Here is a 23,461-nt window from a genome sequence, read left to right as displayed (position 1 = left end):
GTCACTGCTCCTGGGGACGGTGAGGGAGGGTCGGTGGGAAGTCGGCGCTGTCCGTGGTGTGCACGGCGAGCGAACGGTCGGGGCGCAGCCGTACGACGAGGTGGCGGCGCCAGGCGGTGTCGTCGCGGTCCGCGTGGTCCTCGCGCCAGTGGCAGCCGCGGGTCTCCTCGCGGCGCTGCGCTGCGGCGGTGAGGACGCGGGCGACACAGAGGAGGTTGGTCGCCTCCCAGGCCTCGACGCCCGGTTCGGCGGGCTTCAGGGCGACGGCGGGCAGCGCTTCGGGGGCTCCCGCCGCTGCCGCGTCCATGGCGGCGCCCGCCGCCGCTTCCGCCACTGCTTCGGCTGCGGCTTCCGCCTCCGCCTCGGCGCGGATCGCCTCCAGCCGGTCCGCCGCACCCGCGAGGCTCTCCCCGGAGCGGAGCACTCCGGCGCCCGCCGTCATGATGCGCTGGATACGGAGGCGGGCCTCGGGCGGCAGGAGCGGGAGCGTAACGGGCTCCGCCGGGAGGACGGCCGCACCGGCGCGCACGCCCGCGCCCGAGCCGGCCGCCTCCGAGCCGCCCGCGCCCGTACCGGCCGTGCCCGAGGCACCCGCACCCGTACCGGCCGTGCCCGAGGCGCCCGCACCCGTACCGGCCGCGCCTGAGCCGGCCGTGACGATGTCGTCGGCGATGCGCTCCGCGAAGACCAGGCCTTCCAGGAGGGAGTTGGACGCCAGGCGGTTCGCGCCGTGCACGCCGGTGCAGGCGACCTCACCGCAGGCGTACAGACCGGGGACGGTCGTGCGGCCGTGCAGGTCGGTGCGGACACCGCCGGAGGCGTAGTGCGCCGCCGGCGCGACCGGGACCGGCTCGGTCACCGGGTCGATGCCGTGGCTGCGGCAGGCGGCGAGGATCGTCGGGAAGCGCTGCTCCCACATCTCGGCGCCGAAGTGCCGGGCGTCGAGATACATGTGCTCGGTGCCGTGCTCCTGCATCCGGCGGGTGATGGCCTTCGCCACGATGTCGCGGGGGGCCAGCTCGGCCAGCTCGTGCTGCCCGGTCATGAAGCGGACCCCGTCGGCGTCGACGAGATGGGCGCCCTCGCCCCGTACCGCCTCGGAGACCAGCGGCTGCTGTCCCTCGGCGCCCGCGCCGAGGAAGAGCACCGTGGGGTGGAACTGGACGAATTCCAGGTCGGAGACCTCCGCGCCCGCCCGGAGCGCCAGGGCCACGCCGTCGCCGGTGGAGACGGCGGGGTTGGTGGTCGCCGAGAAGATCTGGCCCATGCCGCCGGTGGCGAGCACCACCGCGGGTGCCCGGACCGCGCCGACGCCGTCGTGCTGGCCCTCCCCCATGACATGCAGGGTGACACCCGCCGTACGGCCTTCGGTATCGGTGAGGAGGTCGAGGACCAGGGCGTTCTCCACGGTGCGCAGCGCGGCCGCGCGGACCGCGTCGACCAGGGCGCGGGAGATCTCGGCGCCGGTGGCGTCGCCGCCCGCGTGCGCGATGCGGCGCCGGTGGTGGCCGCCCTCCCGGGTGAGTGCGATCCCGCCGGTCTCGTCGGTGTCGAACTGCGCGCCGGTCGCGATCAGCCTGCGTACGGCGTCGGGGCCCTCCGTCACCAGGGTGCGGACCGCCGCCTCGTCGCAGAGCCCGGCCCCCGCGACCAGCGTGTCGTCGAGGTGCTGCTGGGGGGTGTCGCCCTCGCCGAGCGCGGCGGCGATACCGCCCTGGGCCCAGCGGGTCGAGCCGTCGTCGAGGCGGGCCTTGGTCACGACGACGGTCCGCAGCCCCGCCGCGGTGCAGCGCAGCGCGGTGGTCAGGCCGGCCACTCCGGATCCGACGATCACGACGTCCGCGTCGATCTCCCAGCCGGGGGCGGGTGCGTGCAGGCGTATTCCGGTTCCGGTCACTGTGGTTCCCCGAAGGTCAGCGGGATGTTGTCGATCAGACGCGTCGTACCGACCCGGGCGGCGACCGCGAGGATCGCTTCGCCCCGGTGGCCGTCGGTGGCCTCGGTGAAGTCGGACGGGTCGATCAGGGACAGGTAGTCCAGGGAGAGCGCCGCCCCGTCGAGGACGGCCTGCGCGGCGGCGCGCACGGCCGCGGGGGTGGCGGAGGCGGCGCCGGTGAGGGCGCCCCGGCCCGCGAACAGGGCGCGGGACAGGGCCAGCGCGGTGGCCCTGTCCCCGGTGGAGAGGAAGCGGTTACGGCTGGACATCGCCAGCCCGTCCGGCTCCCGGACCGTCGGCACGCCGACGATCCCGACCGGGAAGTTGAGGTCGCGCGCCATCCGCCGTACCAGGGCGAGCTGTTGGGCGTCCTTCTGCCCGAACAGCGCGACATCGGGGCGGGTGAGGTGCAGGAGTTTGGCGACGACGGTGAGCATCCCGTCGAAGTGGCCCGGGCGCGCCGCGCCTTCGAAGCGCTCCCCCATCGGGCCCGCCGCGACCCGGACCTGCGGCTCGCCGCCCGGGTAGACCTCGTCGGCCGAGGGAGCGAAGACGGCGTCCGCGCCCGCCAGTTCGGCGATGGCGAGGTCCGCTTCGAGGGTGCGCGGGTAGCGGTCGAGGTCTTCACCCGCGCCGAACTGCAGCGGGTTGACGAAGACCGTCACGACGACCTGCCCGGCCTCGCCCACCTGCTCCCTGGCCGCCCGGACGAGGGTCGCGTGGCCCTCGTGCAGGGCGCCCATGGTCATGACGACGGCGCGGGGGGCGGGGGGGTGCGGTGTGCGGGCTCCGTGGGCTCCGGGTGTGCCGGTGCCGGGCTCGGTCCCCGTCCCGGGCCCGGTGCCTGGCTGCGTACGCCCGGTCTCGGCAAGCCCGGTCCCGGTGCGCCCGCGCGGCAGGGCGTGCAGTTCGGCTGCCGTGTGCAGCAGCGCGGTCGTGGTCATCGCGTCTCTCCGTCCGCGAGGACTCCCAGCAGGTCCTCGGCCAGTTCCGGCTTGAGCAGCCCGTGTGCGAGGGCGCGGTCCGCCGTCGTACGGGCCATCGCGAGATAGCCGGCGACGGCCTGCGGGGCGTGCTTGCGCAACTCCTCGACGTGCGCCGCGACCGTACCCGCGTCGCCCCGGGCGACCGGCCCGGTCAGCGCGGCGTCGCCGGACCTGAGGGCGTTGTCGAGGGCGGCGCCGAGGAGCGGCCCGAGCATCCGGTCGGGGGCCGCCACCCCCGCCTTACGCAGCAGCTCCATCGACTGGGCGACCAGGGTGACCAGGTGATTCGCGCCGAGGGCGAGCGCCGCGTGGTAGAGCGGACGGGACTCCTCCGAGATCCACTCGGGTTCGCCGCCCATCTCGATGACCAGCGCCTCGGCCGCGAGCCGCAGCTCATCGGGTGCGGTCACGCCGAAGGAGCAGCCGGCCAGCCGCTGGACGTCCACGGATGTGCCGGTGAAGGTCATCGCCGGGTGCAGTGCGAGCGGCAGGGCTCCGGCGCGCAGGGCGGGGTCGAGCACGCCGGTGCCGAACCGGCCCGACGTATGGACCAGGAGCTGTCCGGGCCGGACGGCGCCGGTCTCGGCCAGGCCCTCCACCAGCGCGGGAAGCGCGTCGTCCGGCACCGTCAGCAGGACCAGCTCGGCGCGGGCCAGCACCTCGGCCGGGGTGACCAGGGGGACGTCGGGGAGCAGGACGGCGGCCCTGCGGACGGATGCGTCGGAGACACCGGACGCGGCGACCGGGCGGTGCCCGGCGAGCTGGAGCGCGGCGGCGAGCGCGGGGCCCACCCGGCCCGCTCCGACCACGCCGACGGTGAGCCGCGCGGGGCGGGATTCTGCTGATGCGTTCACGTGGGACGGCCTTCCGTTCCAGTCCGCGAGGGGTACCGGACGATTTCCCCGTCATGCTACGCCCAGGATTCGGGGGAACTCGTTGGACTGTCCACAGGCTGCGGACGAGGATCGGCGCATGACGAACGAGGCGGACATCACCGGGACCGACGGCGCCGGGCAGCACAGCAGGACCGGGCACGACAGTGGAAAGAAGCAGGCCGGCGGGGGCGAGCAGCCCCGGCGGGCCGAGCAGAACGAGCAGGCCGAACAGGCCGAACAGCCCCCGCAGGACGCTGCGCAGCGCAGGGTCGCGGCGATGCGGGGCGCGAAGCGGGTGCTGTCGAGGCCGCACGCGATCGTCACCCTGGGCGAGCAGCTGACCGCACTGGCGGCGGACGCGGGCACGGTGTACGACCTGGACGAACCGGTGGACATATACGGCGGCGGGGTCGTCGCCGCGCTGGAGGAGCGGGTCGCCGGGCTGCTCGGGTTCCCGGCAGCCGCCTTCTTCCCCACCGGCACGATGGCGCAGCAGGTCGCGCTGCGGTGCTGGGCGGGACGTACCGGCGATCCGGTGGTCGCGCTGCATCCGATGGCCCACCCCGAACTGCACGAGCGGGGCGCTTTCGGAGCCGTGAGCGGGCTGCGTACCGTCCACCCGACGTCCGCGCCCCGCCTCCCCACGGCCGCGGAAGTACGCGACTTCGAGGAGCCCTTCGGCACCCTGATGCTGGAACTCCCCCTGCGCGACGCCGGTTTCGTCCTCCCGACATGGGACGAGCTGGTGGCCGTCGCCGGGGCCGCCAGGGAACGTGATGCGGTGGTGCATCTCGACGGCGCGCGACTCTGGGAGTGCGCCCCGCACTTCGGCCGCGAGCTGGCGGAGATCGCCGGGGTCGCGGACAGCGTGTACGTCTCCCTCTACAAGTCCCTCGACGGCCTTTCGGGCGCCGTGCTCGCGGGACCGGCTTCGCTGATCGACGAGGCCAGGACCTGGCGCCACCGGTACGGGGGCGCGCTCTTCCAGCAGTACCCGGCCGCGCTGTCGGCCCTGCTGGGGCTGGAGCGGGAGCTGCCCCGGCTGCCCTCGTACGTCGCGCACGCGAAGGTCGTCGCCGCGGGGCTCACGGACGGGTTCCGGGCGGCGGGTGTGCCCTGGTTCCGGGTCAATCCCGAGGTGCCGCACACCCATCAGTTCCAGGTGTGGCTGCCGTACGAGGCGGATGTGCTGTCGGAGGCGGCGGTCGTGCAGGCGGAGGAGACGGGGGTGGCGCTGTTCCAGCGGTTCCATCCGGCTCCGGGCGGGGTGCCGGGGGTGTCGCTGGCCGAGGTGACGGTGTCGGCGCCGGGGCTGTCGTGGAGCGCGGCGGATGTGACGGGGGCGGTCGTGGAGTTCGTACGCCGGGTGAGGTGACGCAGGGGCGAGGGGGCTGAAGGGGCTGAGGGACGGAGGTGCGGAGGCTCAGCGGGGATCGGATGTGTGCTGTCCGTTGGTGGTCCGCGCCGGGGTCAGCAGCCTCCGCAGCCGGCCGTTCCGCGACAGCCAGTGCGGCCGGGCCTTCCCCCTCGCTCTCTTCTCCGTCGCCCTCTTCTCCGTCGCCCTCTTCTCCGTCCGTCTCGCGCCCGGCCGCCCCGTGCTCAGGTGGTCGCGGATCTCGCCGATGGCCTCCCAGTCGTGCCGGCCCGGCAGGGGCGGCGCCGTCTCTCCCCGCTGGGCGGCACGGTAGGCGTCGAGCATGTGCTGCTGGTTCGCGTTCATGGCCCCACCCTGGGCACCAGCCGGGGCCCAGGGCTCTCCATTTGACGAGCGCAGTCAATCGACGGCCGGACTGTCGGTGGGGGCAGGCACGATGGATCCATGAGCGTGGACATCGACATCACGGGGCTGCCACCCGGGGGGATCACTTTCGAACTGTCTCCCCTGGCGGAGCTCGGCAATGCCCTGCATGTGCTGTCCGAACCGGGACACCATCCGGGGCTGCACGGCTGGGCCACGGCGACGGCCGCCGGGCTGGAGCCGGACCTCGCCGACCGGCTGCACGAAGCGGACTTCCTGTGGCGCTCCACGTTCTCGGACATCTTCCTGCCGTTCGCTGGCGCCCGGCACGGCGGCGGCAGGCCCGGGGCGACTCTCGCCGAGGATCTGGATCTGCTCGACCTGCTGCCCGACGACGAGTTCGTGAATGTCGCGCTGGAGTTCACCTGCTCCGTCACCTACGACCTCGGCGGCCCCTCACCGCTCACGGACGCGGGGGTCCGCAACCGCGCGCTGGATCTCGCGGCGGCCCGCGGGCCCCGGCAGCTCGACTTCACCGGACATCTGCTGAACGACCCGGTCACCGTGCGGGCCTGGATCCGGCGGCTCTTCGAGGACTGCGAGCAGGCGTTCTTCGGCGACACCTGGCGCCGGGTACGGATCCAACTGGCGGCCGACGCCCGGCACAAGACCGAGATCCTGCGGCACAAGGGCCTGGCCGACGCGATGACCGCGGTCTCCGCCGCCCTGTCGCTGGACAGCACCGGGACCAGGATCAGCGCCGACAAGCTCGCGGAGGGCCGTTCGGCCGCGGTGGGCGCGCCCGCCGGGGACGGGCTCACCTTCGTACCGACCAGTTTCGGCTGGCCCCATCTGCTGGTGCTCCACCGCCCGGACTGGCGCCCGGCGATCCAGTACCCGGTCGCCGCACCCGAGTTGCCGTCCCCCGCGTCGGTCGAGCTGCTGAAGCTGCGGCTGGAGGCGCTGGCCCACCCGATGCGGATGCGGATGTGCCGGGGACTGGCCCGCTCCCCGCGCACCACGGGCGAACTGGCCGATACGCACGGCATATCCGCGCCGGAGATCTCCCGCCATCTGGCGGTCCTGAAGCGGGCCGGCCTGATCACCACCAGACGGCGCGGGCGGTATGTCCTGCACCAGCTGGACCTCACCGTGGTGGCCAGGCTCGGCAGCGACTTCCTGGAGGGGGTGCTGCGCTGACGGCCACCTCAACGGTGCCCAGCGCAACGCGCCTGCCTCCCCTGCCGGTCTCAGTACCCCGGTCTCAGTGCCCCGGCCTCACCCTGCCGGTCTCAGCGCGCCCCGGAGCCGCCTGCCCGCACCAGACCCGTTTCGTACGCCATCACGACCACCTGCACCCGGTCCCGCAGTTCCAGCTTGGTGAGGATGCGGCCCACATGCGTCTTCACCGTGGCCTCCGACAGCACCAGCAGCGCCGCGATCTCGCCGTTCGACAGGCCCTGCGCGACCAGCAGCATCACCTCGCGCTCCCGGTCCGTGAGCCGCTCGATCTCCTTCTGCTGCGGATCCGCGACCGTGCTCGGCAGCATCGGTGAGAAGCGGTCGAGCAGCCGCCGCGTGGTCGACGGCGCGACCACCGCGTCTCCGCTGTGCACGGACCGGATCGCGCCGAGCAGTTCGGCGGGGGGCACGTCCTTGAGCATGAATCCGCTGGCGCCCGCCTTCAGCCCGGAGAAGGCGTACTCGTCCAGGTCGAAGGTGGTCAGGATCAGCACCTTCGGCGCATCCGGCCGCGCACAGATCTGCCGGGTCGCCTCGACACCGTCCAGCTTCGGCATACGGACGTCCATCAGCACCACGTCGACCGCCGTCGACCGGAGGACGGCGATCGCCTCCGCGCCGTCGCCCGCCTCCGCGACGACCTCCATGTCCGGCTGGGCGGCAAGCACCATCCGGAAGCCGGTGCGCAGCAGCACCTGGTCGTCGACGAGCATCACGCGGATCGCCATCTCGTAAGGATCCCTTCTCATGGGCCGGGGGAACGGGGCCGATGGGCACCCGGGACAACGGCAGGCTGGTGGGCTGGTGGCGGGCTTGTGGCTGTGGTGGGCTAGTGGCTGTGGTGGGCTTGCCTGTGGTCCGGCCAGTGGCCGGCTAGTGGGCCGGTTTGAGCGGCAGCAGCGCGCTGATCCGGAAGCCGCCGCCCGGCCGCGGACCCGCGTCCAGCGTGCCCCCGACCATGCCGATGCGCTCCCGCATACCGATCAGACCGTGCCCCTGACCGTCCGCCCCGCCGTCCTGGTACAACTCGTGCGCCGCGCCCCGGCCGTCGTCCTCGACCAGCAGGCCGAGCCCGTCGTCGAAGTAGACGAGACGCACGCTGGCGCCCACGTCCGGTCCGCCGTGCTTCCGGGTGTTGGTGAGCGCTTCCTGCACAATGCGGTACGCGGTCAGCTCCACGCCACTGGGCAGCGGCCGCGGCGTCCCCTCGATACGGAAGTCCACGGTCAGCCCGGCGACCCTGACCTGCTCGACCAGGTCCTCGATCTGCTGCACATCGGGCTGCGGCACGTACTCACCGCTCTCCGGCGCGTCACCGGTCCGCAGCACCCCCAGCAGTCTGCGCATCTCGGCCAGCGCCTGGCGGCCGGTGGACGAGATCGTCTCCAGCGCCTGTTTGGCCTGGTCGGGCGAGGCATCCAGGACATAGGCGGCGCCGTCCGCCTGGACGACCATCACCGAGACGTTGTGCGCCACGACATCGTGCAGCTCGCGGGCGATCCGGGCACGCTCACCGGCGACCGCCACCTTCGACTGCGCCTCCCGCTCCCGCTCCAGACGGGCGGCCCGCTCCTCCAGCTGCGCGAAGTAGGCCCGGCGGGTCCGTACCGAGTCACCCAGCACCCAGGCCAGGACGAACGGAACCGTCGCCACGACCGTGAAGACCGCCTGCTGCACCCAACCGGTGACCCCCGCCTCGTGCCAGCGCAGCTGCGCGAGCGTCCCCGCGCACAGGCCGCCGATCAGGCCGAGCCGGGAGGCCCAGCGCTCCCCGTCGGCGGCGACGGTGTAGATCAACGCCAGCATGGCGAAGTCGGCGGGCCCCGTGCTGACGTCGAAGACCAGCTGCGCCACCCCCAGCACCGTCACGAGCAGCAGCATCTTCTCGGGCGCCCGGCGGCGCAGGGCGACAGCCGTACAGAGACCCAGGAAGATCGGGACGGCCTTGTAGTTCCACCCGTGCTCCATCCGGGACGCGTCCCACTGCATCGCGGAGAGCCCGAGGAGGATGACGGCCCAGAAGCCGTCGACCAGAGTCGGGTGTCTGCGGATGAAGGCGTAGAGACGCTGCACGTAACCCAGCGTAGGGAAGCCGGACAGGTGCAAGGGTCAACCGGAGGACCGATCCGGTCGCCCATGGAGTACTCCCCAAGGTGGAGACTTGACGCCGTGACTGATGAGTGGCGCGGGTGGCGTGAGGCGACGGAGGCCGCTCTGTACGGGGCGGACGGCTTCTATCTGCGGCCGGAGGGCCCCTCGGCCCACTTCCGCACCTCGGTGCACGCCTCCCCCCTGTTCGCAGCGGCCGTCGCCCGGCTGCTGACGGGGCTGGACATCGCGGAGCCGGCCCTGGTCGACATGGGGGCGGGCCGCGGTGAGCTGGTGACGGGGGTCCTGGCCGCGCTGCCCGCGGACTTCCCGGTACGGGCGTACGCCGTCGAGCGCGCGCCCCGTCCGGCCGGGCTCGACGAGCGCGTCGTCTGGTGTGCCGAACCGCCGGCCGGGGTGCGGGGGCTGCTCTTCGCGAACGAGTGGCTGGACAATGTGCCGGTCGACATCGCGGAGGTGGACCCGGCCGGGACGCCGCGCTATGTGCGGGTCAGGACGGAGGACGGCGCCGAGCGGCTGGGCGAGCCGGTGACCGGGGCGGACGCGGAGTGGCTCGACCGCTGGTGGCCGCCGGACGGCCCGGGCACCCGCGCCGAGATCGGCCGTCCGCGCGACGAGGCGTGGGCCGCGGCGGCCGGAACGCTGGAGGCGGGTCTCGCGGTGGCCGTCGACTACGCCCACCCGCGCACGGCCCGCCCGCCCTTCGGCACGCTCACCGGCTTCCGGGAGGGCCGCGAGGTGCGGCCGGTACCGGACGGGAGCTGCGACATCACCGCCCATGTGGCGCTGGACGCGTGCGCGCTGCCGGGAGCGGAACTGCGGACCCAGCGGGAGGCCCTGCGCGCCCTGGGAATCAACGGCGAACGCCCACCCCTGGCGCTGGCGTCGACGGACCCGGCGGCATACGTCAGACGCCTGGCGACGGCGGGCGAAGCCGCGGAACTGGTGGCGCGGGGCGGGCTGGGGGACTTCGGGTGGCTGATGCAACGGGTGGGCGGGCCCGGCCAGGGGCGGTGACGCGGAGAGGCCGGGGCACGGGCAGGAGACGCGGGCAGAAGCCGGGACACGGGCGGCAGCCGGGCAGGGCACCGGACACCGGCGGCAGCCGGGGCGCGCGCATGAGCCGGCACCGGCGCACCGGCAGGGCACCGCGCGCGGGCCCCGGTGAGGCCGCAGCCGTCCGCCGGGGATACTGGCCCGTATGACGGAGACGACGGTCGGCATCGGCGGTGCCGCGGAGAGCACCGACATGGTGCTCAACATCGGCCCCCAGCACCCTTCCACCCACGGAGTGCTCCGCCTCCGCCTGATCCTGGACGGCGAACGCATCCAGCAGGCCGAGCCGGTCATCGGCTATATGCACCGGGGCGCCGAGAAGCTCTTCGAGGCCCGCGACTACCGCCAGATCATCATGCTCGCCAACCGCCACGACTGGCTCTCCGCCTTCTCCAACGAGCTGGGCGTCGTGATGGCCGTCGAGCGGATGCTCGGCATGGAGGTCCCCGAGCGCGCGGTCTGGACCCGTACGCTCCTCGCCGAGCTGAACCGGGTGCTCAACCACCTGATGTTCCTCGGCTCGTACCCTCTCGAACTCGGCGGTATCACCCCGGTGTTCCACGCCTTCCGGGAACGCGAGGTGATCCAGGCGGTCATGGAGGAGGTCTCCGGCGGCCGGATGCACTACATGTTCAACCGGGTCGGCGGCCTCAAGGAGGACCTTCCGGCGGGCTGGCTCGGCCGGGCGCGGGACGCCGTCGCCGATGTCCGGTCGCGCATGGACGTGTACGACGACCTCGTCCTCGGCAACGAGATCTTCCGGGGCCGCACCCGGGGCGTGGGGGCCCTCTCCGCCGCCGCCGTGCACGCGTACGGGGTGAGCGGCCCGATCGCGCGCGGCTCGGGCGTCGACTTCGATCTGCGCCGCGACGAGCCGTATCTCGCGTACGGCGATCTCCAGGACACCCTGAAGGTCGTCACCCGCGAGGAGGGCGACTGCCTGGCGCGCTTCGAGGTGCTGCTGGGCCAGACGCACAACTCGCTGGACCTGGCAGACGCTTGTCTGGACCGGCTGGCCGCGCTGGCTCCCGGACCGGTCAACCAGCGGCTTCCGAAGGTGCTGAAGGCCCCGGAGGGCGAGACGTACGCCTGGACCGAGAACCCGCTCGGCATCAACGGCTACTACCTGGTGTCCAAGGGCGAGAAGACCCCGTACCGGCTCAAGCTCCGCTCGGCGTCGTTCAACAACATCCAGGCGCTGACCGAGCTGCTGCCCGGCACCCTGGTCGCCGACATGGTGGCGATCCTGGGCTCGCTCTTCTTCGTGGTCGGCGACATCGACAAGTAGGCCGGCTGCCGGCGGGACAGCTACCGCAAGCGGTCCGGACGCAGAGCGGCCCGGACCCCGCCGGGGGTCCGGGCCGCACACGATCGGTCCGCCGCTACGAGATCGCGGTGCGCAGCACGCCCACGTCGATCTGCTCCGTCTCGTCGTGCTCGGTCAGGTCGATGACCTGGCCCACCCCGCGGTCGGTCTCGTTCCCGAAGCTGTCATCTGCGCTGTCGTCCGCACTGTCCGCCGGGCCCGACCCGGCCGCGGAGACCGCCGCCGCGGCGTTGTGTGCCGCGATGGCCTCCGCACCCACCACGTCCGCGAGGTCCTCGTTCTGTACCGAGGCCAGCTGCGCGGGCTCCAGGGCCGAGGCGGACGTCCTGTCCTTCTGCGTGTTCTGCATGTTCTGCGTGTTCTGCATACCGAAGAAGTCGAAGCCGCCCACGGGCCGGGGCGCGCGGCCCTGCTGCGGGGTGTACGGGGTGATGGCGCTCGCCGGAACGCGACGCGGAGCAGGGAGAGCCGACGGCGGGCGCGTGTGCTCGGCGGCGGCCGCCGCCGGCTTCCCCTCCGGATCGGCCGTCTCCCGCTGTTCGCGCTGCTGCCGCTGCTCCCGGTGCTCGCCGTGGTCCCGGCCCTCGCGCTGTTCGCGCTGGGCCGCCGCGTTACGGCTCAGCGCACCGAGTGCCTGGGCGGCCTTCGCGTACGCGGCCGGAGTGGGGGTGGAGCGCGCGGCCGGCAGCGCGGCCCGGGTCGGGGCCGGGGCCGGGGCCGCGGCCTCGATCGCCAGGAGCCTGCGGCCCTCCAGCGCACCGGCCCGCGCGGTCTCGGCGGTCGCGTACCGGCGCAGCAGCGCGGCGTGCTCCCCGCGCAGCCCGGCCAGCTCGGCCCGCTTGGCCCGCAGCTTCGTCTCCAGCTTGACGCGCAGGGCGCGCGACTCCTCCAGATCGCCTTCCAGTTCGGCGGTGCGCTCCTCGGCCCGCCACTCCTCGGCGGCCCGTGAACGGGTCAGTTCGGCGACCCTGCGACCGGCCACCCGGTCCCAGTTGCGCATCAGGACCGCGCCGGTCACCGCGGCGGCGGCCGCTGCCGCTGCCAGACAGCGGAGGACCAGGGGATCCGCGAACAGCCAGGCGCCGGCGGCGAAGAGAAGCGAAGCACCGGCAACGGCCGAAGGCTGGAGAAGCCGGTGCAGGGGTGGGGAATGGCGGTGGCGTCCACGTGGCATGGCCCGAAATTTACCGTGCGGGTGAGCCGAATGGATGACCGCACCGGGATTTGTTCCCCAGCGGTTACCTCGAACGGTTACCCCGGTGCTCCCGCCATTCCCCCGGGAACCCGCTAGTTGATCAAGCTCTTCGACTTCAGATAGTCCTTCGCGACATCGTCGGGCTTCGCACGCTCGGAGTCGACCTTGCGGTTCAGCTGGACCAGATCGGCGGTCGTCAGCGCGGACGTGAGCTTGGCGAGAGCGGCCGCGATGTCGGGGCTGCCCGCGTGCTCGGCATTCACGACCGGCAGGACATTGTCCGCGTTCTGGAGCTTCTTGTCGTCCTGGAGCAGCACCAGTCCGTAGGTGTCCAGCGTCGCGTCGGTCGTGGTGGTCAGCACCAGCTGGTCGGTGCCGTCCTTGACCGCCTGCTTGGACTGCGGGGTGCCGACGCCCTTGGGGTCGATGCCGGTGACATCAATGCCGTACTTCGACTTCAGGCCCGGTGCGCAGAACGGCCGGACCGTGCATTCGTCACCCGCGGCGATCTTGACCTTCACCTTCGACTTCCCCAGATCCGAAAGGGTCTTGAGCTTGTTCTTGGCGGCGAATTCCTTGGTCACGGCGAAGGCGTTCTGGTCGACCGCAGCGCCGGCCGGAAGCACCTTCAGCCCGCGCGGCCCGGCGAGCTTCTTCAGGGCTGCCACGGTCGCCGCGGCATCACCGGAGGCGACGGGCTTCTTCTCGGCCTGCTTGGCGCCGTTCGTCTTGGCGTTGAGGAATTCGGCGAGGGTGGCCGCGTATTCCGGTACGACGTCGATCTGCCCCTTCTCCAGCGAGGGTTCGTACAGTTCGCGGTTGTTCACCGAGGTGACCGAGGTCTTGTATCCGGCGTTGGCCAGCACCTGGCTGTACAGCGCGGCGAGGACCTTCGACTCGGTGAAGCCGGCCGCGCCGATGACGAGCGAGCCCTTCTTGCCCGAACCGGCCGCGGCACTCGACCCGCCGCCGTCCTTGCCCTTCTCCAGGCTGTCGCCGCCGCACGCCGCGAGGGAGCCCGTCAGAGCCACCACGCCGAGCACCGCGCCCGCTATTCGCGAGGTCTTGATCATGAGGTCCACTCCAAGTGACAGGTGATTGAAGAACGTTTCGAGAAATTCAGCGTAGGAAAGCGTAGGAAGCAGAGAAGGCAGAAGCAGCAGCTTGAGCAGAAGCACCAGCGCCGGCAGACGCAGCAGCAACGCAGCGGACGCGGGCCGCCCTCAGGCCGCCCTGCGCCGCGGGTCGAGCAGCCGGTCCGCCACCACCAGCAGCCCCTCGACGACGAGCGCCAGCGCGGCGACGAGCAGCGCGCCCGCCACCACCTGCGCGGTGTCGTACGTGTTGAACCCGGCGGTGATGATCCGGCCGAGGCCCCCGCCGCCGGTCATCGCGGCCAGCGTCGCCGTGGCGATCACCTGGACCGCGGCCGACCTGAGCCCGGTCATGATCAGCGGATAGGCGAGCGGCAGCTCGACCCGCAGGAACAGCTGACGCCCCGACATCCCCATCCCCCGGGCCGCCTCCACCACCGACCGGTCCACCTCACGCATCCCGGTGTACGCGTTGGTCAGCAACGGCGGCACCGCGAACAGAACCAGGGCGATCACCGTCGGCAGATCGCCGTGCGAGCGCAGCGGGGTCAGCAGCAGCAGCGCGAGCACCGCGAACGTCGGTATCGCGCGCCCGGCGTTGGAGATGTTCACGGCCAGCGCGCCGCCCCGGCCGATGTGCCCGAGCCGGAGCGCGACCGGCAGCGCGATGAGGCACGCCAGCGCGAACGCGATCCCGCTGACCGTCAGATGCTCGGCGAGCCGGTGCTCCGCACCGCTCTCCCCCGACCAGTTGGACCCCGTCGTCAGCCAGGTCCAGGCATCGGTCAACTCACCCATGATCAGCCCGCCTCAGCCGTACGGACCGCTCGCGGCGTCCGTATTCGGGTCCAGGGCGTGAGCAGCCGCTGCACGCCGAGCAGCATCAGATCGGCCAGGACGGCCAGCAGTACGCAGAGCACGGACGCGGTCAGCACCTGCGCCTTGAAGAGGGTCGGCAGCGCGTCCGAGATGAGATTGCCGAGCCCGCCCTTGCCGACGATCGAGCCGACCGTCGTCAGCGCGACCGTGGAGACCGTGGCGATCCGCAGACCGGCGAACAACGCGGGCAGCGCCAGCGGCAGTTCGACCTCCCAGAGCAGCCTGACCGGTCCGTACCCCATCCCCCGCGCCGCCTCCCGCGCGTCCTCGGGGACCGCGGCGAGACCGGCCATGATGTTCCGTACGAGGATGGTCAGCGAGTAGAGCACCAGGCCGGTGACGACCAGGGCGGCCGACAGGCCGAACCACGGCAGCAGCAGCGAGAACATCGCCAGCGACGGCACCGTGTAGAGCACGGTCGTCAGCCCGAGCACCGGCCCCGCGAACACCCGTCCGCGGCGCGCAAGCAACGCCAGCGGCAGGGCCACCACCAGCCCTATCGCCACCGACACCGCGGTGATCCAGATGTGCTGGACGGTCGCGTCGGTCAGCTCCTGGCTGCGGGATGTGACGTAGTCCCAGCAGAGCCAGTCGTTCCTCACCATGCAGTTCTGCCCGCTCATCGCGCCCCGCCTCCCGGCCCCCGCCGCGCTCCGGCCCGACAGGACCCGTCGTCCGGCCCCCATCGGTTTCCTCAACTCAGTGGCGACCCTATCCCCGGCCACTGACAATGCCGGGATCCGTCGCACTGCAGCAACATGGCCTTCACAACCGGCCCGTCACAATGGGGAATCATGATCCGATTCGAAAACGTCACCAAGCGGTACGCCGACGGCACGACCGCCGTCGACAACCTCTCCTTCGAGGTCGCCGAAGGTGAACTGGTCACGCTCGTCGGCCCGTCCGGCTGCGGGAAGACCACCACGATGAAGATGGTCAACCGGCTCATCGAGCCGACCGGCGGCCGGATATTCGTCGACGGGGACGACATATCCGCCACCAACCCCGTCGAACTCCGCCGCCGTATCGGCTATGTGATCCAGCAGGTCGGCCTCTTCCCGCACAAGACGGTGCTGGACAACACCGCGACGGTCCCGCACCTGCTGGGCATCAAGCGCTCCGCCGCCCGCGCCAGGGCCGCCGAACTCCTCGAACTGGTGGGTCTCGACCCGTCCGTCCACGGCGGCCGCTACCCCGAGCAGCTCTCCGGCGGCCAGCGCCAGCGGGTGGGCGTGGCGAGGGCGCTGGCGGCCGACCCGCCCGTACTGCTGATGGACGAGCCGTTCGGCGCGGTCGACCCGGTCGTGCGCGAACACCTCCAGAACGAGTTCCTCGCGCTCCAGAAGTCCGTCCGCAAGACCGTCCTCTTCGTCACCCATGACATCGAGGAGGCGGTCCGGCTCGGCGACCGCATCGCGGTGTACGGGCAGGGCACGATCGAGCAGTTCGACGCCCCGGCCGCCGTACTCGGCGCCCCCGCCACCCCCTACGTGGCGGACTTCGTCGGCGCCGACCGCGGCCTCAAGCGGCTCTCCGTCACCCCGATCGAGCCCGGCGACCTGGAACAGCCCCCGGTGGTACACCTCGACGATCCGCTGCCCGCCACGCTCCCGGGCTGGGCGGTCGTCCTGGACCGGGACGAGAATCTGCACGGCTGGATCTCCGCGGGGCAGGCCGCCACCGCCAGGGGGACGGTGCGCGAACACGCCCGCCGCATGGAGGCCCGGCTGCCCGTCGGGGCCTCGCTCAAGCAGGCGTTCGCCACGATGCTCCAGCACGACGCCGGGTGGATCGCGGTGATCGACGAGGCCGGCGCCGGCCGCTTCCTGGGCGTGCTGACCCCGGCCCGGCTGCACGAGGCGCTGCGCCGCTCCACCGCGGCCGACGCCCGGGACATCCCGCGCGACGAAGTGGAGCTGGACACCGTCAGCGGCCGGTGAGCCGCTGGCTCAGCCACACCATGCCCGCGGGGATCTCGCGGCGCCAGGTGTTGAAGTTGTGCCCACCGCTGGTCAGGGTGATCGACGAGAGCCGGGTGGGCGGCTTCACCTTGTCCATGAACCGCATCGTGCTGCGGTAGTTCCCCTCGCCCTTCTTGCTGGTGGTCACCAGGAGCGAGGTGGCCGGGGCAGGCCGGTGCTCCAGGCTCCACGTCAGATCCGCGCGCCGCCGCTCAAGGCCGTTGCCCTGGAAGAGGTCGCCCGTCGTCGGGTCCTCGGCCGCGCGGTAGTACGCGGAGAGCCCGGCCCCCGCCCCGTACACACCCGGGTGGTGGACCGCCAGTTTCAGGGCGCAGTAACCGCCCGTCGAGTCCCCTATGGAGCCCCAGTTCCCGGGCCCGGGCCCGACCCGGTACGCGGCCCTGACGGCGCCCGGCAGGTCCTTCGCGAAGAACGTCTCGCTCTGCGGTCCGCCCTTTATGTCCACGCACTCGGTGTCCCGCGGCGGGGCGACCGTCGGCCGCAGCATCACCAGCACCATCGGCCGCATCTTCCCGGCCTTCAGCTGGTCGAACTCCGTCCTCGGGTAGTGCAGACCGTGGATCAGGTTCTCCGCCGTGCCCGGGTAACCGGTGAGCACCACGGCCGCCGGGAAAGTTCGCTTCATGTACGCCCGCTGGAAATACTGCGGCGGCAGATAGACGTAGGCGGAGCTGGCTATCTTCGACGTACGGCCCTGGATCACGACCTTCTGTATCTGCCCGGCGAGCTCCGGCTTGGTGCCGCCGGGGACGTCCAGGCCCTTCCTCGCCACGACCCGGACGTCACGGCTGCCCGCGTCGTGGTCGACGACCACGCCCGGCGTCTGCTCCTGGCCGAAGAGGTCGGCCCACGACCCGTAGAAGAGGAAGGAGTTGTTGGCGATGAGCCCGACCGTGACGAAGACCGCCAGCTGGGTGGCGAGGAACAGGCCGACCCGTCCGGCCACCGCGCGGCCGCTGCGCCGCGCGAGCCGTGGCCAGAGCCAGATCGTCGCGGCGAACAGGGCGATGGCCAGCAGTGCGGCGAGCGCCAGAACCTTGTGGCTGGTGAGACCCATGAGGAGCCGAGCTTTCTGGGGAGAGATTTTTCCGGGTGACGGATGAACCCGCGCCCCGTAATTGCCGTCCTAGAGGACACAAAATGTCCGGATGCTGCGCCGACTTCGGCGATCGGCGGACACAGAACCTCTTGTGGAGCCGTGGGAAGCGATGTCTGTGCCGGTAGATGGGGAAAAGTCGGTAATGGTTCCGAAGAGTGTCCGACGGATCTTCCGGGGCCCCCGCCCCGAGACCGTCCCCTCCCTGGTCGGGACGGCCTGTGCGGTCGTCGGCCTGCTCGACATCGCCGGCGGGGCGTTCCCCCGGTTCCGGCACAGCCGGATGCATACCGTCGCGGAGGTGCTGCCCGGTGCGCTGGGGCCGTTCACCGCGGCGCTCGCGCTCTGCGTGGGGGTGCTCCTGCTGCTCCTCGCCCATGGCCTCAAACGCCGTAAACGCAGGGCCTGGCGGGCAGCCGTGGTGCTGCTTCCGATCGGCGCCGTGGCGGAGTTCGGCTACCGGCACTCGATCGTCGGGGTGCTGATCTCGCTGGTGCTGCTGACCCTGGTCGTACGCCACCGCTCCGAGTTCGAGGCGCTGCCCGACCCGCGCAGCCGGTGGAAGGCGCTCGCCAACTTCGTGCTGCTCGGCGCGGGATCGCTGGGCCTCGGCCTGGTCATCGTCAGCGTCCACCCCGGCCGGGTCGTCGGCAGCCCCAGCATCGCCGACCGCCTCCAGCACGTGCTGTTCGGGCTGTTCGGCTTCGAGGGCCCGGTCGAGTACCAGGGCAACACCTCCTGGACGGTCGCCTACTCGCTCGGCTCCCTGGGGCTGCTCACCGCCGTCACCACCATCTATCTGGCCTTCCGGCCCGAACACCCGGCGGCGCGCCTCACCGACGAGGACGAGAAGCAGCTGCGGGCCCTGCTGGCGAAACACGGCGGACGCGACTCGCTCGGCCACTTCGCGCTCCGCCGCGACAAGGGCGTCGTCTTCTCCCCGAGCGGCAAGGCGGCCGTCTGCTACCGGGTCGTCTCCGGGGTGATGCTCGCCAGCGGTGACCCCATCGGCGACGTCGAGGCGTGGCCCGGTGCGATCGAACGCTTCATGGACGAGGCCAAGCTGCACTCCTGGACCCCCGCGGTGATGGGGTGCAGCGAGACCGGCGGTGAGGTCTGGACCCGTGAGACCGGTCTTGACGCGCTGGAACTCGGGGACGAGGCGGTGGTGGATGTCGTGGATTTCTCCCTCGCCGGGCGGGCGATGCGCAACGTACGCCAGATGGTGAAGCGCATCGAGCGCGGTGGCTACGAGACGCGGGTCCGGCGCGTCCGTGACGTGGGCGAGGTCGAGCTGGAGCGGATCAGGGCGGCCGCGGCGGCCTGGCGCGGTACGGACACCGAACGCGGCTTCTCGATGGCGCTCGGCCGGATCGGCGATCCCGGCGACGGGGACTGCGTCATCGCGACCGCCCACAAGGCCGACGGGCCCGAGTCCCCGTTCGGCGACCTGAAGGCGATCATCCACTTCGTGCCGTGGGGCAAGGACGGCATGTCTCTGGAGCTGATGCGCCGCGACCGCGCCGCCGACCCCGGCATGAACGAGCTGCTGATCGTCGCGGCCCTGGAGGCATCCCCCGGGCTCGGCGTCGAGCGGGTCTCGCTCAACTTCGCGATGTTCCGCTCTGCGCTGGCCCGCGGCGAGAAGATCGGTGCGGGTCCGGTCCTGCGGGGCTGGCGGGGGCTGCTGGTCTTCCTCTCCCGCTGGTTCCAGATCGAGTCGCTGTACAAGTTCAACGCGAAGTTCCAGCCGCGCTGGGAGCCGCGCTTCGTGGTCTTCCGCAACACCGGCGACCTGCCGCGCATCGGTTTCGCGGCGATGCAGGCCGAGGGCTTCGTCAATCTGGGCCTGCCGTGGCCGTTCGCACGGCGCGGACGGGTGGCGGACCGTCCGTGCACCCACCTCAAGGGCGCGAACGGCGAGAGCGGGGCCCGGGCGGCGTAACGCGGCCCGGGGCCCGCGGCCACCCCCGCGATCACCCGCCCGGAGGCACGCGGCCCGGCCCACCGCCTCGCCCCGGCCCCGCCCCGGTCCCGCAGTCCGCCTCCCCGCCCGTACGGCATCCGGCGTCCAGGCCAGATCTGAGCCGCAAAAAAGGCCCTAGGCTGGGGGTATGAGTACGTTGCACGGGCGGGGCCGGGTGGCAGGGCTGCCGGAGTGGGACCGCTGCGCGGTCATGGGTGTCGTCAATGTGACGCCCGACTCCTTCTCCGACGGCGGTCGCTGGTTCGACACCAACGCCGCCGTCAAGCACGGCCTCGACCTGGTGGCGCAGGGCGCCGACCTGGTCGACGTGGGCGGTGAGTCCACCCGCCCGGGCGCCAGCCGTGTCGACGCCGGTGAAGAGCTGCGCCGGGTCGTCCCGGTCGTACGGGGGCTGGTCTCCGAGGGCGTCACCGTCTCCGTCGACACCATGCGCGCCGCCGTCGCCGAGCAGGCGGTCGAGGCCGGTGCCGTCCTGGTCAACGACGTCAGCGGCGGGCTCGCCGACCCCGCCATGGTCCCGGTGGTCGCCGCGGCCGGAGCGCCGTTCGTGGTGATGCACTGGCGCGGGTTCAGCGAGTCGATGGCCGGACGCGCCGTCTACGCGGACGTGGTCGCCGAGGTCGTCGCCGAGGTGCGCGCCCGGGTGGACGCGGCGGTCGCCGGAGGCATCGCACCCGAGAGGATCGTGGTCGACCCCGGCCTCGGCTTCGCCAAGGACGCCGAGCACGACCTGGCGCTCGTGGCCCACCTGGCGGAGCTCCGCGCGCTCGGCCACCCGCTGCTGGTCGCCGCCTCCCGCAAACGTTTCCTCGGCCGGGTACTGGCCCGGGAGGGCGCGGCCCCGCCGCCCGCCCGCGAGCGGGACGCCGCCACCGCCGCGGTCTCCGCGCTCGCCGCTCACGCCGGTGCCTGGGCCGTCCGGGTCCATGAGGTACGGGCCACGGCCGACGCGGTCCGCGTGGCCCGCGCCATCGAGGGTGCCGCATGACGGCGGCCACCGACGTGGAAGAGGTCGAGCTCGCCAACACGGCCTTCTACGAGACGATGGAGCGGGGCGACTTCGACGTCCTTTCCACGCTCTGGCTGGAGGACGAGATCTCCTGCGTCCACCCGGGCTGGCCGGTGCTCTCGGGGCGCGGTGACGTGCTCAGGTCGTACGCGCTGATCATGGCGAACACCGAGTACATCCAGTTCTTCCTGACCGATGTGGTGGTCAACGTCGCCGACGACACCGCCCTGGTCACCTGCACCGAGAACATCCTCAGCGGCGGTCCGGCCGAGGAGGCCGGTGAGCTGGGCCCGCTGGTCGGACAGCTCGTGGTCGCCACCAACACCTTTCGCAGGACGCCCGACGGCTGGAAGCTCTGGTCCCACCACGGCTCGCCCGTGCTCGCCGATACGGGCGAGGGCGAAGGTGGCGAGGGTACGTCCGAGGGCGACGAGGCACCCGCCTGAGTGGGTTGTGCCCTCCGCAGGGTTCATTCCCGCAGTCGGGGGTAGGGGCGAATATCACCCACCCGGAACCATGACCACAGCCCCCGTGGCGGGGTGCTGTCGGTAGCCGCAGGTAGATTCGAATATGTGGGCCGCGCCGACCGCATTCGGCGCCGGCCCGCCTACCGACGAACAGCAGGAGTGATTCGCGTGGATCGTGTCGCGCTGCGCGGCCTCAAGGCCCGTGGGAACCATGGCGTCTTCCCGAAGGAACGCGCGGAGGGCCAGACCTTCATCGTGGATCTGGTGCTCGGCCTCGACACCCGGCCCGCGGCGGCTGACGACGACCTGACGAAGACCGTGCACTACGGGGTGGTGGCGGAGGAGGTCGTCGACGTCGTCCGGGGTGAACCGGTCGATCTGATCGAGACCCTGGCGGAGCGGATCGCCCAGCAGTGCCTCAAGCACGAAGGCGTCGAGGAGGTCGAGGTGATCGTGCACAAGCCGGATGCCCCGATCACCGTCCCCTTCGACGACGTGACCATCACCATCATCCGGAGCCGAGTATGACCGTGTATCCCAGCGAGCCGCAGAGCGACCCGACCGTACAGCCGGTACCGGCCTCCGTGGTCGCCCAGGTCGATGCGGCCGATGTGACGCTGTCCAATCCGAAACGGGCCGTGATCTCCCTCGGCGCCAACCTCGGCAACCGCCTGGAGACCCTCCAGGGCGCCATCGACGCCCTGGAGGACACCCCGGGTCTGCGGGTCAAGGCTGTCTCCCCGGTGTACGAGACGGAGCCCTGGGGCGTCGACCCCGGCTCGCAGCCCTCGTACTTCAACGCGGTGGTCGTCGTGAAGACGACGCTGCCCCCCGACTCGCTCCTGGAGCGCGGCCAGGCCATCGAGGAGGCCTTCGACCGGGTGCGCGACGAGCGCTGGGGCCCCCGCACCATCGACGTGGACATCCTGTCGTACGCGGACGTGGTCTCCGACGACCCGGTGCTGACGCTCCCGCACCCCCGCGCGCACCAGCGGGCCTTCGTCCTGGTGCCGTGGCACGACGTGGATCCGGCGGCCGAGGTGCCGGGCCGCGGTCCGGTCGCCGAACTGCTGGCGGCGGTCGGCAGCGAAGGTGTGCTGCCCCGCGCCGATCTGGAACTCTGCCTGCCCGAGTAGCCGTTAGCCTCTGGGGGATCGCTCCGGGTGTCCGGCGCGGCAGAGGGACGGGCCCACGGGCAGGGCAGACAAGGAACAGCAGAGTGAAGAGCAGAATCACGTGAAGCAACTACGGCTCGGGGTACTGGCCGGCCTGTTCGTCGTCGCCGGAGTGCTCTCCTGGGCGGGCGCGCGGCTCTGGAACTCGGTGGGCACCCTGCCGAGCGTGCCGCTCGCCGCGCCCATCGTGCTGGGCGCCATCGCGGTGGTGCTGCTCGCCACGGCGCTCTCGCTCCGTGCCCGGCTGCGGGCCCAGCGGGAGCGCCGGCCCGGCGCGAAGGGCGTGGACCCGCTGATGGCGGCCCGCGCGGTGGTCTTCGCGCAGGCCAGTGCGCTGGTGGCGTCGCTGGTCTGCGGGATGTACGGCGGCACGGGCGTCTATCTGCTCAGCCACCTTGACGACCCGGCCCGCCGGGACCAGGCCATCTATGCCGGCTTCTCACTGGTGGCGGGGGTCGCGGTGGTCGCGGCTGCGTTCTTCCTGGAGCGGGTGTGCAAGCTCCCGGACGACGATGACCACAACGGCCGGGACGCAGCCGTCTGACCCGGGGCGCGGCCGAGCCGCCCGAACCAGGGATCTGCTCCGGCTCACCAGGCCTTACCGCTCGTCGGGCTCCACGGCTCAGCGGGCCATGATCAGGCTCATCGCTTCGGCGCGGGTCGCCGCGTCGCGCAGCTGGCCGCGGACCGCCGATGTGATCGTCTTCGCCCCCGGCTTCCGGACCCCGCGCATCGTCATGCACATGTGCTCGCACTCGATGACCACGATCACCCCGCGCGGCTCCAGTATGTCCATCAGCGACTCCGCGACCTGCGTGGTCAGCCGCTCCTGGACCTGGGGGCGCCGGGCGAAGACGTCGACGAGCCGGGCGAGTTTCGACAGGCCGGTGATCTTCCCGTCGGATGACGGGATGTAGCCGACGTGGGCGACCCCGGTGAACGGCACGAGGTGGTGCTCGCAGTGGCTCTGCACCTCGATGTCCTTGACCAGGACCATCTCGTCGTGGCCGAGGTCGAACGTCGTCGTCAGTACGTCCTCGGGCTTCTGCCGCAGACCGGCGAAGATCTCCTTGTACGCGCGCGCCACCCGGGCCGGTGTCTCCAGCAGCCCCTCTCGGTCCGGGTCCTCCCCGACGGCGATGAGCAGCTCCCGTACGGCGTCCTCGGCCCGCTTCTCGTCGAACTCGCGGATCTGGCTCGCGCCGTCCAGCGTTATCGGGTCGGTCATCTGTTCCTCGTTCCTCGTTCTCCAAGAAAAACGCCGCGTCCCCCAGGCTAGAACCTGGGGGACGCGGCATACATTCCGGG

Annotated in this window: 23 protein-coding genes; 11 read left to right on the top strand and 12 right to left on the bottom strand. The window is 72.0% G+C overall.

All coding sequences use genetic code 11. The features are described from left to right. Position 1 precedes the first annotated feature (1 nt). The 3 genes from OHB13_RS20770 to OHB13_RS20760 are packed head-to-tail and all read right to left on the bottom strand — an operon-like array spanning position 2 to position 3,776. Complete coding sequence (locus OHB13_RS20770; RefSeq protein ID WP_328378104.1) at positions 2-1,897, bottom strand: L-aspartate oxidase; 1,896 nt, start codon at positions 1,895-1,897, stop codon at positions 2-4. Beyond that, a complete protein-coding gene (panC, locus tag OHB13_RS20765) occupies positions 1,894-2,880 on the bottom strand; it encodes a pantoate--beta-alanine ligase (protein ID WP_328378103.1) in 987 nt (328 codons plus the stop codon). The genes OHB13_RS20770 and panC overlap by 4 nt, the downstream gene beginning before the upstream one ends. Then, complete coding sequence (locus tag OHB13_RS20760) at positions 2,877-3,776, bottom strand: Rossmann-like and DUF2520 domain-containing protein (RefSeq protein WP_266854676.1); 900 nt, start codon at positions 3,774-3,776, stop codon at positions 2,877-2,879. The genes panC and OHB13_RS20760 overlap by 4 nt, the downstream gene beginning before the upstream one ends. A gap of 298 nt (positions 3,777-4,074) precedes the next feature. Here OHB13_RS20760 and OHB13_RS20755 point away from each other — a divergent pair, with 298 nt between their 5' ends. Next, positions 4,075-5,172 carry a threonine aldolase family protein gene (locus tag OHB13_RS20755; protein WP_328380350.1) on the top strand — a complete coding sequence of 366 codons (1,098 nt, stop codon included), beginning with the start codon at positions 4,075-4,077 and terminating at the stop codon, positions 5,170-5,172. Positions 5,173-5,220: 48 nt separating this feature from the next. Here the strand turns inward: OHB13_RS20755 and OHB13_RS20750 are convergent, their stop codons facing one another. Then, a complete protein-coding gene (locus tag OHB13_RS20750; RefSeq protein WP_328378102.1) occupies positions 5,221-5,517 on the bottom strand; it encodes a hypothetical protein in 297 nt (98 codons plus the stop codon). Between the two features lie 105 nt (positions 5,518-5,622). Between OHB13_RS20750 and OHB13_RS20745 the strand changes: the two genes are divergently transcribed. Continuing rightward, entirely contained in the window at positions 5,623-6,735 is a 1,113-nt protein-coding gene (locus OHB13_RS20745; protein WP_328380349.1) for a DUF5937 family protein, read from the top strand. A 92-nt stretch (positions 6,736-6,827) separates the two neighbouring features. Here the strand turns inward: OHB13_RS20745 and OHB13_RS20740 are convergent, their stop codons facing one another. Both OHB13_RS20740 and OHB13_RS20735 read right to left on the bottom strand, forming a co-directional pair. Then, positions 6,828-7,505, bottom strand: coding sequence for a response regulator transcription factor (locus tag OHB13_RS20740; RefSeq protein WP_266854679.1), 678 nt, complete (start codon positions 7,503-7,505; stop codon positions 6,828-6,830). 145 nt (positions 7,506-7,650) lie between these two features. After that, the gene (locus OHB13_RS20735) at positions 7,651-8,850 is read right to left on the bottom strand and encodes a sensor histidine kinase (RefSeq protein WP_328378101.1); all 1,200 of its coding nucleotides are present in this window, start codon (positions 8,848-8,850) and stop codon (positions 7,651-7,653) included. A 96-nt stretch (positions 8,851-8,946) separates the two neighbouring features. Between OHB13_RS20735 and OHB13_RS20730 the strand changes: the two genes are divergently transcribed. After that, positions 8,947-9,903, top strand: a complete 957-nt coding sequence (locus tag OHB13_RS20730; RefSeq protein ID WP_328378100.1) for an SAM-dependent methyltransferase — start codon at positions 8,947-8,949, stop codon at positions 9,901-9,903. 184 nt (positions 9,904-10,087) lie between these two features. Then, complete coding sequence (locus OHB13_RS20725; RefSeq protein ID WP_266854684.1) at positions 10,088-11,230, top strand: NADH-quinone oxidoreductase subunit D; 1,143 nt, start codon at positions 10,088-10,090, stop codon at positions 11,228-11,230. 94 nt (positions 11,231-11,324) lie between these two features. Here the strand turns inward: OHB13_RS20725 and OHB13_RS20720 are convergent, their stop codons facing one another. The 4 genes from OHB13_RS20720 to OHB13_RS20705 all read right to left on the bottom strand — a co-directional run bounded on the left by OHB13_RS20720 (position 11,325) and on the right by OHB13_RS20705 (position 15,060). Beyond that, complete coding sequence (locus OHB13_RS20720) at positions 11,325-12,443, bottom strand: hypothetical protein (RefSeq protein ID WP_328378099.1); 1,119 nt, start codon at positions 12,441-12,443, stop codon at positions 11,325-11,327. Between the two features lie 113 nt (positions 12,444-12,556). Continuing rightward, positions 12,557-13,537: an ABC transporter substrate-binding protein gene (locus OHB13_RS20715; protein ID WP_328378098.1), complete on the bottom strand. Its 981-nt coding sequence runs from the start codon at positions 13,535-13,537 to the stop codon at positions 12,557-12,559. 150 nt (positions 13,538-13,687) lie between these two features. Next, a complete protein-coding gene (locus OHB13_RS20710) occupies positions 13,688-14,356 on the bottom strand; it encodes an ABC transporter permease (RefSeq protein ID WP_266854689.1) in 669 nt (222 codons plus the stop codon). Between the two features lie 2 nt (positions 14,357-14,358). After that, positions 14,359-15,060, bottom strand: coding sequence for an ABC transporter permease (locus OHB13_RS20705; protein ID WP_328378097.1), 702 nt, complete (start codon positions 15,058-15,060; stop codon positions 14,359-14,361). A 171-nt stretch (positions 15,061-15,231) separates the two neighbouring features. On the opposite strand from OHB13_RS20705, the gene OHB13_RS20700 reads away from it, so the two are divergent. Then, positions 15,232-16,377, top strand: a complete 1,146-nt coding sequence (locus OHB13_RS20700) for an ABC transporter ATP-binding protein (RefSeq protein WP_328378096.1) — start codon at positions 15,232-15,234, stop codon at positions 16,375-16,377. Here the strand turns inward: OHB13_RS20700 and OHB13_RS20695 are convergent. Further along, positions 16,364-17,476, bottom strand: coding sequence for an alpha/beta hydrolase (locus tag OHB13_RS20695; RefSeq protein ID WP_266854693.1), 1,113 nt, complete (start codon positions 17,474-17,476; stop codon positions 16,364-16,366). The genes OHB13_RS20700 and OHB13_RS20695 overlap by 14 nt on opposite strands. Positions 17,477-17,627: 151 nt before the next feature. Between OHB13_RS20695 and OHB13_RS20690 the strand changes: the two genes are divergently transcribed. The 6 genes from OHB13_RS20690 (at position 17,628) to OHB13_RS20665 (ending at position 22,697) form a co-directional block, all read left to right on the top strand. Beyond that, complete coding sequence (locus tag OHB13_RS20690; RefSeq protein ID WP_328378095.1) at positions 17,628-19,460, top strand: phosphatidylglycerol lysyltransferase domain-containing protein; 1,833 nt, start codon at positions 17,628-17,630, stop codon at positions 19,458-19,460. Positions 19,461-19,629: 169 nt separating this feature from the next. Further along, positions 19,630-20,490, top strand: coding sequence for a dihydropteroate synthase (gene folP, locus OHB13_RS20685; RefSeq protein WP_266854697.1), 861 nt, complete (start codon positions 19,630-19,632; stop codon positions 20,488-20,490). Then, positions 20,487-20,957, top strand: coding sequence for a nuclear transport factor 2 family protein (locus OHB13_RS20680; protein ID WP_328378094.1), 471 nt, complete (start codon positions 20,487-20,489; stop codon positions 20,955-20,957). The genes folP and OHB13_RS20680 overlap by 4 nt, the downstream gene beginning before the upstream one ends. A 189-nt stretch (positions 20,958-21,146) precedes the next feature. Next, positions 21,147-21,506 carry a dihydroneopterin aldolase gene (folB, locus tag OHB13_RS20675; protein WP_266854700.1) on the top strand — a complete coding sequence of 120 codons (360 nt, stop codon included), beginning with the start codon at positions 21,147-21,149 and terminating at the stop codon, positions 21,504-21,506. Then, positions 21,503-22,114: a 2-amino-4-hydroxy-6-hydroxymethyldihydropteridine diphosphokinase gene (folK, locus tag OHB13_RS20670; protein WP_266854702.1), complete on the top strand. Its 612-nt coding sequence runs from the start codon at positions 21,503-21,505 to the stop codon at positions 22,112-22,114. The genes folB and folK overlap by 4 nt, the downstream gene beginning before the upstream one ends. A gap of 100 nt (positions 22,115-22,214) precedes the next feature. Then, positions 22,215-22,697 (top strand): DUF3180 domain-containing protein, encoded by a 483-nt coding sequence (locus OHB13_RS20665; RefSeq protein WP_328378093.1) that lies wholly within the window; start codon positions 22,215-22,217, stop codon positions 22,695-22,697. A gap of 78 nt (positions 22,698-22,775) precedes the next feature. On the opposite strand, the gene folE is transcribed toward OHB13_RS20665, so the two are convergent. After that, a complete protein-coding gene (folE, locus tag OHB13_RS20660) occupies positions 22,776-23,381 on the bottom strand; it encodes a GTP cyclohydrolase I FolE (RefSeq protein ID WP_266854705.1) in 606 nt (201 codons plus the stop codon). Between the last annotated feature and the right edge of the window lie 80 nt (positions 23,382-23,461).

The sequence above is a fragment of the Streptomyces sp. NBC_00440 genome, from assembly GCF_036014215.1.
In the GTDB taxonomy this organism is placed as follows: domain Bacteria; phylum Actinomycetota; class Actinomycetes; order Streptomycetales; family Streptomycetaceae; genus Streptomyces.
Note: the sequence above shows the minus strand (reverse complement) of the source record. Positions and strands in the feature narration are given on the sequence as shown.

What these genes read in the sequence shown, in the direction of transcription:
- OHB13_RS20750 (WP_328378102.1), bottom strand. Translation starts at nt 5,517, where the DNA reads ATGAACGCGAACCAGCAGCACATGCTCGACGCCTACCGTGCCGCCCAG.
- OHB13_RS20710 (WP_266854689.1), bottom strand. Translation starts at nt 14,356, where the DNA reads ATGGGTGAGTTGACCGATGCCTGGACCTGGCTGACGACGGGGTCCAAC.
- OHB13_RS20755 (WP_328380350.1), top strand. Translation starts at nt 4,075, where the DNA reads ATGCGGGGCGCGAAGCGGGTGCTGTCGAGGCCGCACGCGATCGTCACC.
- panC (WP_328378103.1), bottom strand. Translation starts at nt 2,880, where the DNA reads ATGACCACGACCGCGCTGCTGCACACGGCAGCCGAACTGCACGCCCTG.
- folK (WP_266854702.1), top strand. Translation starts at nt 21,503, where the DNA reads ATGACCGTGTATCCCAGCGAGCCGCAGAGCGACCCGACCGTACAGCCG.
- OHB13_RS20740 (WP_266854679.1), bottom strand. Translation starts at nt 7,505, where the DNA reads ATGGCGATCCGCGTGATGCTCGTCGACGACCAGGTGCTGCTGCGCACC.
- OHB13_RS20695 (WP_266854693.1), bottom strand. Translation starts at nt 17,476, where the DNA reads ATGGGTCTCACCAGCCACAAGGTTCTGGCGCTCGCCGCACTGCTGGCC.
- OHB13_RS20725 (WP_266854684.1), top strand. Translation starts at nt 10,088, where the DNA reads ATGACGGAGACGACGGTCGGCATCGGCGGTGCCGCGGAGAGCACCGAC.
- OHB13_RS20720 (WP_328378099.1), bottom strand. Translation starts at nt 12,443, where the DNA reads ATGCCACGTGGACGCCACCGCCATTCCCCACCCCTGCACCGGCTTCTC.
- OHB13_RS20690 (WP_328378095.1), top strand. Translation starts at nt 17,628, where the DNA reads ATGTCTGTGCCGGTAGATGGGGAAAAGTCGGTAATGGTTCCGAAGAGT.
- folE (WP_266854705.1), bottom strand. Translation starts at nt 23,381, where the DNA reads ATGACCGACCCGATAACGCTGGACGGCGCGAGCCAGATCCGCGAGTTC.
- folP (WP_266854697.1), top strand. Translation starts at nt 19,630, where the DNA reads ATGAGTACGTTGCACGGGCGGGGCCGGGTGGCAGGGCTGCCGGAGTGG.
- OHB13_RS20700 (WP_328378096.1), top strand. Translation starts at nt 15,232, where the DNA reads ATGATCCGATTCGAAAACGTCACCAAGCGGTACGCCGACGGCACGACC.
- OHB13_RS20705 (WP_328378097.1), bottom strand. Translation starts at nt 15,060, where the DNA reads ATGAGCGGGCAGAACTGCATGGTGAGGAACGACTGGCTCTGCTGGGAC.
- OHB13_RS20715 (WP_328378098.1), bottom strand. Translation starts at nt 13,537, where the DNA reads ATGATCAAGACCTCGCGAATAGCGGGCGCGGTGCTCGGCGTGGTGGCT.
- OHB13_RS20680 (WP_328378094.1), top strand. Translation starts at nt 20,487, where the DNA reads ATGACGGCGGCCACCGACGTGGAAGAGGTCGAGCTCGCCAACACGGCC.